This window comes from Thiohalophilus sp. (assembly GCF_031581315.1).
In the GTDB taxonomy this organism is placed as follows: domain Bacteria; phylum Pseudomonadota; class Gammaproteobacteria; order UBA6429; family Thiohalophilaceae; genus Thiohalophilus.
Genome location: NZ_JAVLAZ010000025.1, coordinates 20,881 through 27,083 on the forward strand (window position 1 = coordinate 20,881; position 6,203 = coordinate 27,083).

General features: G+C 56.5%; 5 protein-coding genes. 4 read left to right on the forward strand and 1 reads right to left on the reverse strand.

All coding sequences use genetic code 11. From position 1 onward, the window contains the following. Nucleotides 1-197: 197 nt before the first annotated feature. Entirely contained in the window at nt 198-2,384 is a 2,187-nt protein-coding gene (rlmKL, locus tag RI563_RS05440; RefSeq protein ID WP_310693341.1) for a bifunctional 23S rRNA (guanine(2069)-N(7))-methyltransferase RlmK/23S rRNA (guanine(2445)-N(2))-methyltransferase RlmL, read from the reverse strand. 213 nt (nt 2,385-2,597) lie between these two features. On the opposite strand from rlmKL, the gene RI563_RS05445 reads away from it, so the two are divergent. The 4 genes from RI563_RS05445 to RI563_RS05460 form a co-directional block, all read left to right on the forward strand. Continuing rightward, complete coding sequence (locus RI563_RS05445) at nt 2,598-3,029, forward strand: hypothetical protein (protein WP_310693342.1); 432 nt, start codon at nt 2,598-2,600, stop codon at nt 3,027-3,029. Between the two features lie 157 nt (nt 3,030-3,186). Beyond that, entirely contained in the window at nt 3,187-3,660 is a 474-nt protein-coding gene (locus tag RI563_RS05450; protein ID WP_310693343.1) for a hypothetical protein, read from the forward strand. 92 nt (nt 3,661-3,752) lie between these two features. Further along, the gene (locus RI563_RS05455; protein ID WP_310693344.1) at nt 3,753-5,339 is read left to right on the forward strand and encodes a GNAT family N-acetyltransferase; all 1,587 of its coding nucleotides are present in this window, start codon (nt 3,753-3,755) and stop codon (nt 5,337-5,339) included. Between the two features lie 52 nt (nt 5,340-5,391). Beyond that, on the forward strand, nt 5,392-6,203 hold an 812-nt coding region (locus tag RI563_RS05460), incomplete at its 3' end, for an acyl-CoA desaturase (protein WP_310693346.1).

The window sequence follows — 6,203 nt, forward strand, 5'->3', positions numbered from 1 at the left end:
CTGTATTCACGCAGAGACGTTTATGCCCGTTGTGTGGGTGCAGAGCGCGCTGAGAATGCGAGGTATCAGATGTCTTTGCGTCGTGGCGTCTCTGCGAGAGATCCGCTTTTTCCTTGATTAGAGAAAGGCGTAGGCCCGGTAAAGCGAAGCAGTATCGGGCAATACCGCCTTGCAGAACTTGCCGGTCTCAATGCGGCTTATTTCAGGGACAGAACCGGTTTGTGCCTGTGTCGAAATTCCCAGCAGTGATGAATCTTGGGGTTGCGCTCAAAATCACGCGGCAGTGTCTGGCGATGAATATCGGTGATTTCCAGTGTCGCCAGCGCCTCTTCGTCCAGTTTGAAATTGCGCAGGTTGGTGGAAAACAGCAATATCCCGTCCTTGCGTAGCCGTTTCATGCACTGGCGGATGAGCCATACGTGATCACGCTGGATATCCAGATTCGTCTGCATCCGCTTGGAGGTGGAGAAGCTGGGCGGATCGAGAAATATCAGATCGTACTGGGGGGCTGTGACCTCCTGTTGCAGCCATTCCAGACAGTCGCGCTGGATAAAGCGATGCTCACTGCTGTTCATGCTGTTGAGTTCCATATTGCGCCGCGCCCAGTCGAGATAGGTTTTTGACATATCGATCGTGGTGGTGCTGCGGGCACCGCCATGGGCGGCATAGACTGTGGCGGTGCCGGTATAGGCAAACAGGTTAAGAAAATCGCCGCCGCTGGCCAGTTCGCCGAGGCGTGCGCGAACCAGGCGGTGATCCAGAAACAGTCCGGTATCGAGATAATCCTCGAAATTGACCCAGAAACGACAGCCGTTTTCCGTCACCGGATAAAAGTGGCGTTGCTCGGCCAGTTTTTCGTACTGGGCCGTGCCTTTCTGGCGCTGGCGGACCTTGAAAAAGAGCTGCTGCTCGTCGATCTGCAGGGTATCGAGAATCACGCCGAGCGCTTCACGCAGCCGTTGCCGGGCTCTGGCGCTATCCACGCTGCGTGGCGGGGCGTATTCCTGTACATGAACCCGGCGTTGTTCCTCATCATAGACATCGATAGCCAGCGCGTATTCGGGCATGTCCGCGTCGTACAGTCGATAACAGTGAATATTCTCACGTGCCAGCCAGCGTGACAGCTGTTTGAGGTTTTTCTGCAGCCGGTTGGCCAGCATCCGGGCATTGTCGGTGAACTCGGCCGGCGTTAGCGGTCGGGGATAGCCACGCGGGGTGATGTCATGTTTGTTATCCACCTTGTAGTGGAACAGCTTGCATTCGATGGGGCCGTTATACAGGCTGTGGCGGCGCAGACTGCGCAGTTGTAACTGGCCGGTGAGTTCCGGGTTGCCGGTGAACAGGGCGACCTGCCAGCCGCTGAACTGCTGTTTGAGCGTTTGGCCGAGTTGTTGGTACACCAGTGGCAGATCCGAGTCACTGCCCAGCCGCTCGCCGTAGGGGGGGTTGACGATGACCAGACCGGGTTTCAGTTCCGGGTCGGGCTGCAGTTGCTGCAGCGACTGGCAATGCAGGTCGATAGCATTGTCCAGTCCGGCGGCCTGGACATTTTGCCGGGCGCCGTCGATAGCCCGCTCATCGATATCATAGCCCACCAGTTGCGGCAGTCGGGCCAGGCCCTGCTCGCGGCGCTGTTGCGCCTCGTCATACAGTTTTTGCCACAGTGCCGGCTGATGCTGGCGCCAGCCACTGAAACCCCAGTAACCCCGCAGCAACCCCGGGGCGATATCCCCGGCGATCCAGGCGCCTTCGATCAGCAGGGTTCCCGAGCCGCACATGGGGTCCAGCAGGGTCCCCTGTTCCTGTGCAACTGCCGGCCAGCCGGCGCGCAGCAGGATGGCGGCGGCCAGATTTTCTTTCAGGGGGGCAGCGCCCCCGGCCCGTCGATAGCCCCGCCGGTGCAGGGAATCGCCGGAAAGATCCAGGCTGACGCTGGCCTGGTTGCGATGCACATAGACATTGATCCGTACATCGGGCCAGCCGGTGTCGATCGACGGTCGCTCGCCGTCCCGATCGCGGAATTGATCGACCACGGCATCCTTGGCCTTGAGCGCACCATACTGACTGTGTGTGATCGTGGACTGGCTGCTTTGAAACTGGACAGCAAAAGTATTGGCCACGCCGAAATGATCGCGCCAGTCGATCTGTTGTACACCCCGGTAAAGGGCTTCGGGTGAATCGGCCGTGAAGCTGGCCAGTTCGAGCAAGACACGATTGGCCACCCGGCTCCAGAGACAGACCCGGTAGGCCTCTTCGAGTGTGCCGCTGAAACTGACCCCGCCCCGGGTTTCCTGCGCCTGGTCGATGCCCAGCGCGTGCAGCTCTTCGGCCAGGAGCGATTCCAGGTGCAGTGGGGCGGTGACAAACAGGGCGTAATCAGACATGATGGGTTAAACCGCTGAAAAAACGGATAGTTTACCCTTTAATGCCCGCTTGCGGGCAGTCCCCGAGCGTTTGTGCGGGATTTATTTCACCGCGAATTCTCGTCCGGGGCCCCCGGCGAGGCTGGTATTCGGGAGCGGCTTTGTTATGATGAAGACGGTCGCCTCCTGGAGCGGATAACAAGAACGATATTTCGATTATTCAGACACGGTATTATGGAATTTTACGCTACTGCCCGCCTGCCGTTTACCCCGAACGAACTGCAACGTTATTTGCGTATCGATAACCTGCCATTATGGTGTGCCTCGATCGAAACAGTATTGTCCCATCAGGGGGAGCGGGGACGCATTTATTGCCTCTGGGGCGAGTTTGCCATTCACCAGGAAATCCTCCGGGACGGCGTGCGTTTTACCCTGCCGGGCTGTCCCAATGCTTTGCAATGGACCGTGACTGCCGAGGCGGACCGAGGTGCGGGGCAGGTTGTGGTCCATTGCACGATCAACCGGCAGCAGCACGAGCCCGAATTTGTCGAATCGCTGGAACAGTTTGTCGCCGACTGGAAAGCTGGCCTGGAAGACTGGCAGGCCCGCCTGCAGGAGCTGGCTGTTGAGCGGGCGCCGGCCGAATGTTCCCCCTGGTACGGCTAGGCTTTGAAACTACCTGCTGTGGGAATACCGCTTTGGCGAATGAACCGTCCGGCGTTCCCAGCCAGGCCCGCAATTATTCAAATCCCTGTCACTCGTGTTCCGTGACTTTCGCAAGATGCTAGAATCATTCACGCTATATCCGACAAAGGAACCTGTTATGAATCGAATCCTACCGCTAATCGTGCTGCTTTTGAGCAGTGGGGGTGTTCTTGCCGCCGAACAGGCGCCATGGGGCAGGGCCGAGGCACAGGCCTATGATTATCAACCCCAAAAGGTGGTCTATGATGTGGCGGTATCGAGTCGCAAGCAGTTCGAGCAGGTGCTGGATCGGGCGAGTTATCTTAGCCAGGTTTATCATGCCGATCCGTTTGCCGCCTCGATCGTGCTGGTACTGCATGGCGATGAAATTTCCTTTTTTGGTATCAAGAACTATCTCAAGTACAAGGAGCTGGTTACCCGTGCCCAGAGCCTGACAGTGGGTGATGTGATCGAGATCCGTATGTGCCGGATTGCCGCGCGGGGACATGGTTATGACCCGGAAGATATTCACGGGTTCGTCCAGATGGTACCGATGGCCGATGCGGAAATTATCCGTCTACAGCGCGAGGAAGACTACGCCTACATGCAATAACCCGGTTTGTCCGGATAAACATAGAGCGATTTGAATGAATTTTATATTAACCTGCCGGTACTTTTTGACCGGTTTTGACAGGCACTGACCCCATGGCAAAAAAGAGCGGCTCAACCCCGTTTAAAAATCCGCGCAGTCATCTGACAGTCCGTAATGCCACCAACCAGGATGTCCCGGCTATTGCCGCATTGACGGACCGGGCATATCGAAACAGCAGCGGACAGTCGGGGTATTCGGAAGGTTCGATTCGCGGTCAGATCAACAATTATCCGGCCGGTCAATTCGTGGTGCTGGTGGACGACAATGTAGTCGGCTACTGCGCCACCTTCCGTATTTCCGGTAAGGTTGCACTGCGTCCCCATACCTGGGCGGAAATCACCGGTAATGGTTATGCTTCCCGGCATGATCCCGAAGGCGAATGGCTGTACGGCATGGAAGTGGTGGTCGATCCCGAGTATCGCGGTTACCGGATCGGAAACCGGTTGTACAACGAACGCAAGAAATTGTGCGAATCACTCGGGCTCAAGGGGATTGTGTTTGCCGGGCGTCTGCCAACCCTGGCCAAACGTATTAAACGCTTCAGCTCGGTTGAGGAGTACATCGAGCAGGTCAAACAGAAAAAGCTGCGCGATCCGGTGCTTTCTTTCCAGTTGCGCAATGGTTTCGAGATTATCGGCATCATCGAAAATTACCTGGATTCCGATCGGGAGTCGCTGGGTTATGCCGTGCACCTGGTCTGGCACAACCCCAAGGTGCCGCAGGAAGAGGAGCAGGAACGCAGCAAGCGCTATGGCGAGCGATTGCCGGATACGGTACGCATCGGCACGGTGCAATACATGCAACGCCGGGTGCGATCCTTCGATGAGTTCCTTGGCATTGTCGAATATTTTGTTGATGTGGTGGCCGACTATCAGGGTGACTTTGTGGTTTTCCCGGAGATGTTCACCCTCCAGTTGCTGTCTATCGAGGATCAGCAGCTGCGTCCGTCCGAGTCGATTGAAGCGTTAACCAAGTACACGCCCCATTTTGTCGAAGCGTTGCGTGAAATGGCGCTGCGCTACAATATCAATATCATCGGCGGCTCTCATCCGACCCGGGTCGAAAGCGGCCGGGTGGAGAATATCTCCTACGTGTTTTTGCGCGACGGACGGGTTCACGAGCAGGCCAAAATCCATCCCACGCCCAACGAGGTTTACTGGTGGAATATCGAGGGCGGCCGCGCGGTCAATGCCATCGAAACCGATTGTGGTCCTATCGGGGTGTTGATTTGCTACGATTCGGAATTTCCCGAACTGGGCCGGCATCTGGTGGATCAGGGGATTCAGATTCTGTTTGTCCCGTTTTGCACGGATGAACGCCAGAGCTATCTGCGGGTACGTTATTGTTGCCAGGCCCGGGCGGTTGAAAATCAGCTTTATGTCGTTATGTCAGGTAATGTCGGAAACCTGCCGAATGTGCATAACATGGATATCCAGTATGCCCAGAGCTGTATCCTGACACCCTGTGATTTTCCCTTCGCGCGTGACGGGATCGCGGCCGATACCACGCCGAATGCGGAAACGGTCGCCATTGCCGATTTGCGTCCCGAAACCCTGCAGGTGGCCCGTAACAGCGGCACGGTCCAGAATCTGCATGATCGTCGTCACGACCTTTATAATGTCCAGTGGCGTGGAAAATAATCCTTTTAGCTTCTATATTTTTAAACGAACACCGAATCTAGCGAGAACATTAATGACGACTTATCTTGAAGGCCTCTGGTCCCTGACCCCCTGGCAACTGGTTGTATGGGCATTGGTTGTGACCCATATCACCATTGCCAGTGTGACCATTTTCCTGCACCGGGCCCAGGCGCACAACAGCGTCAAACTGCACCCGATCATCAGTCATTTCTTCCGTTTCTGGTTGTGGCTGACCACCGGGATGGTGACCCGCCAGTGGGTGGCGATTCATCGCAAGCACCACGCCAAATGCGAAACCGAGGATGATCCCCACAGTCCGCAGGTCAAGGGGATTCGCAAGGTGTTGTTGCAGGGCAGCGAGCTGTATCGCGCCGAGGCGGCCAATCAGCAAACCTTGCAACAGTATGGCAAGGGTACCCCGGATGACTGGCTGGAACGTCATGTTTACACGCCTCATCCGTATGTCGGGATCATGTTTCTGTTGTTGATCAATATCAGCCTGTTCGGACCTATCGGAATTACCATCTTTGCCGTGCAGATGCTCTGGAACCCGATCTGGGCGGCCGGTGTGATTAACGGGATCGGTCATTACTGGGGTTATCGCAACTACGAGACGGGTGATGCTTCGCGCAATATCGTTCCCTGGGGGATTCTGATCGGCGGGGAGGAGCTGCACAACAACCACCATGCGCATGCGGTGTCCGCCAAACTGGCCAATAAGTGGTGGGAACTGGACATGGGCTGGGTCTATATTCGCCTGTTGAGCTTGCTGGGGCTGGCCCGGGTTAGAACCGTTGCACCGCGCCCCCGTCGCTTGTCTGACAAGCGCGTTCTGGATATGGAAACCCTGCGTGCGGTAATGCG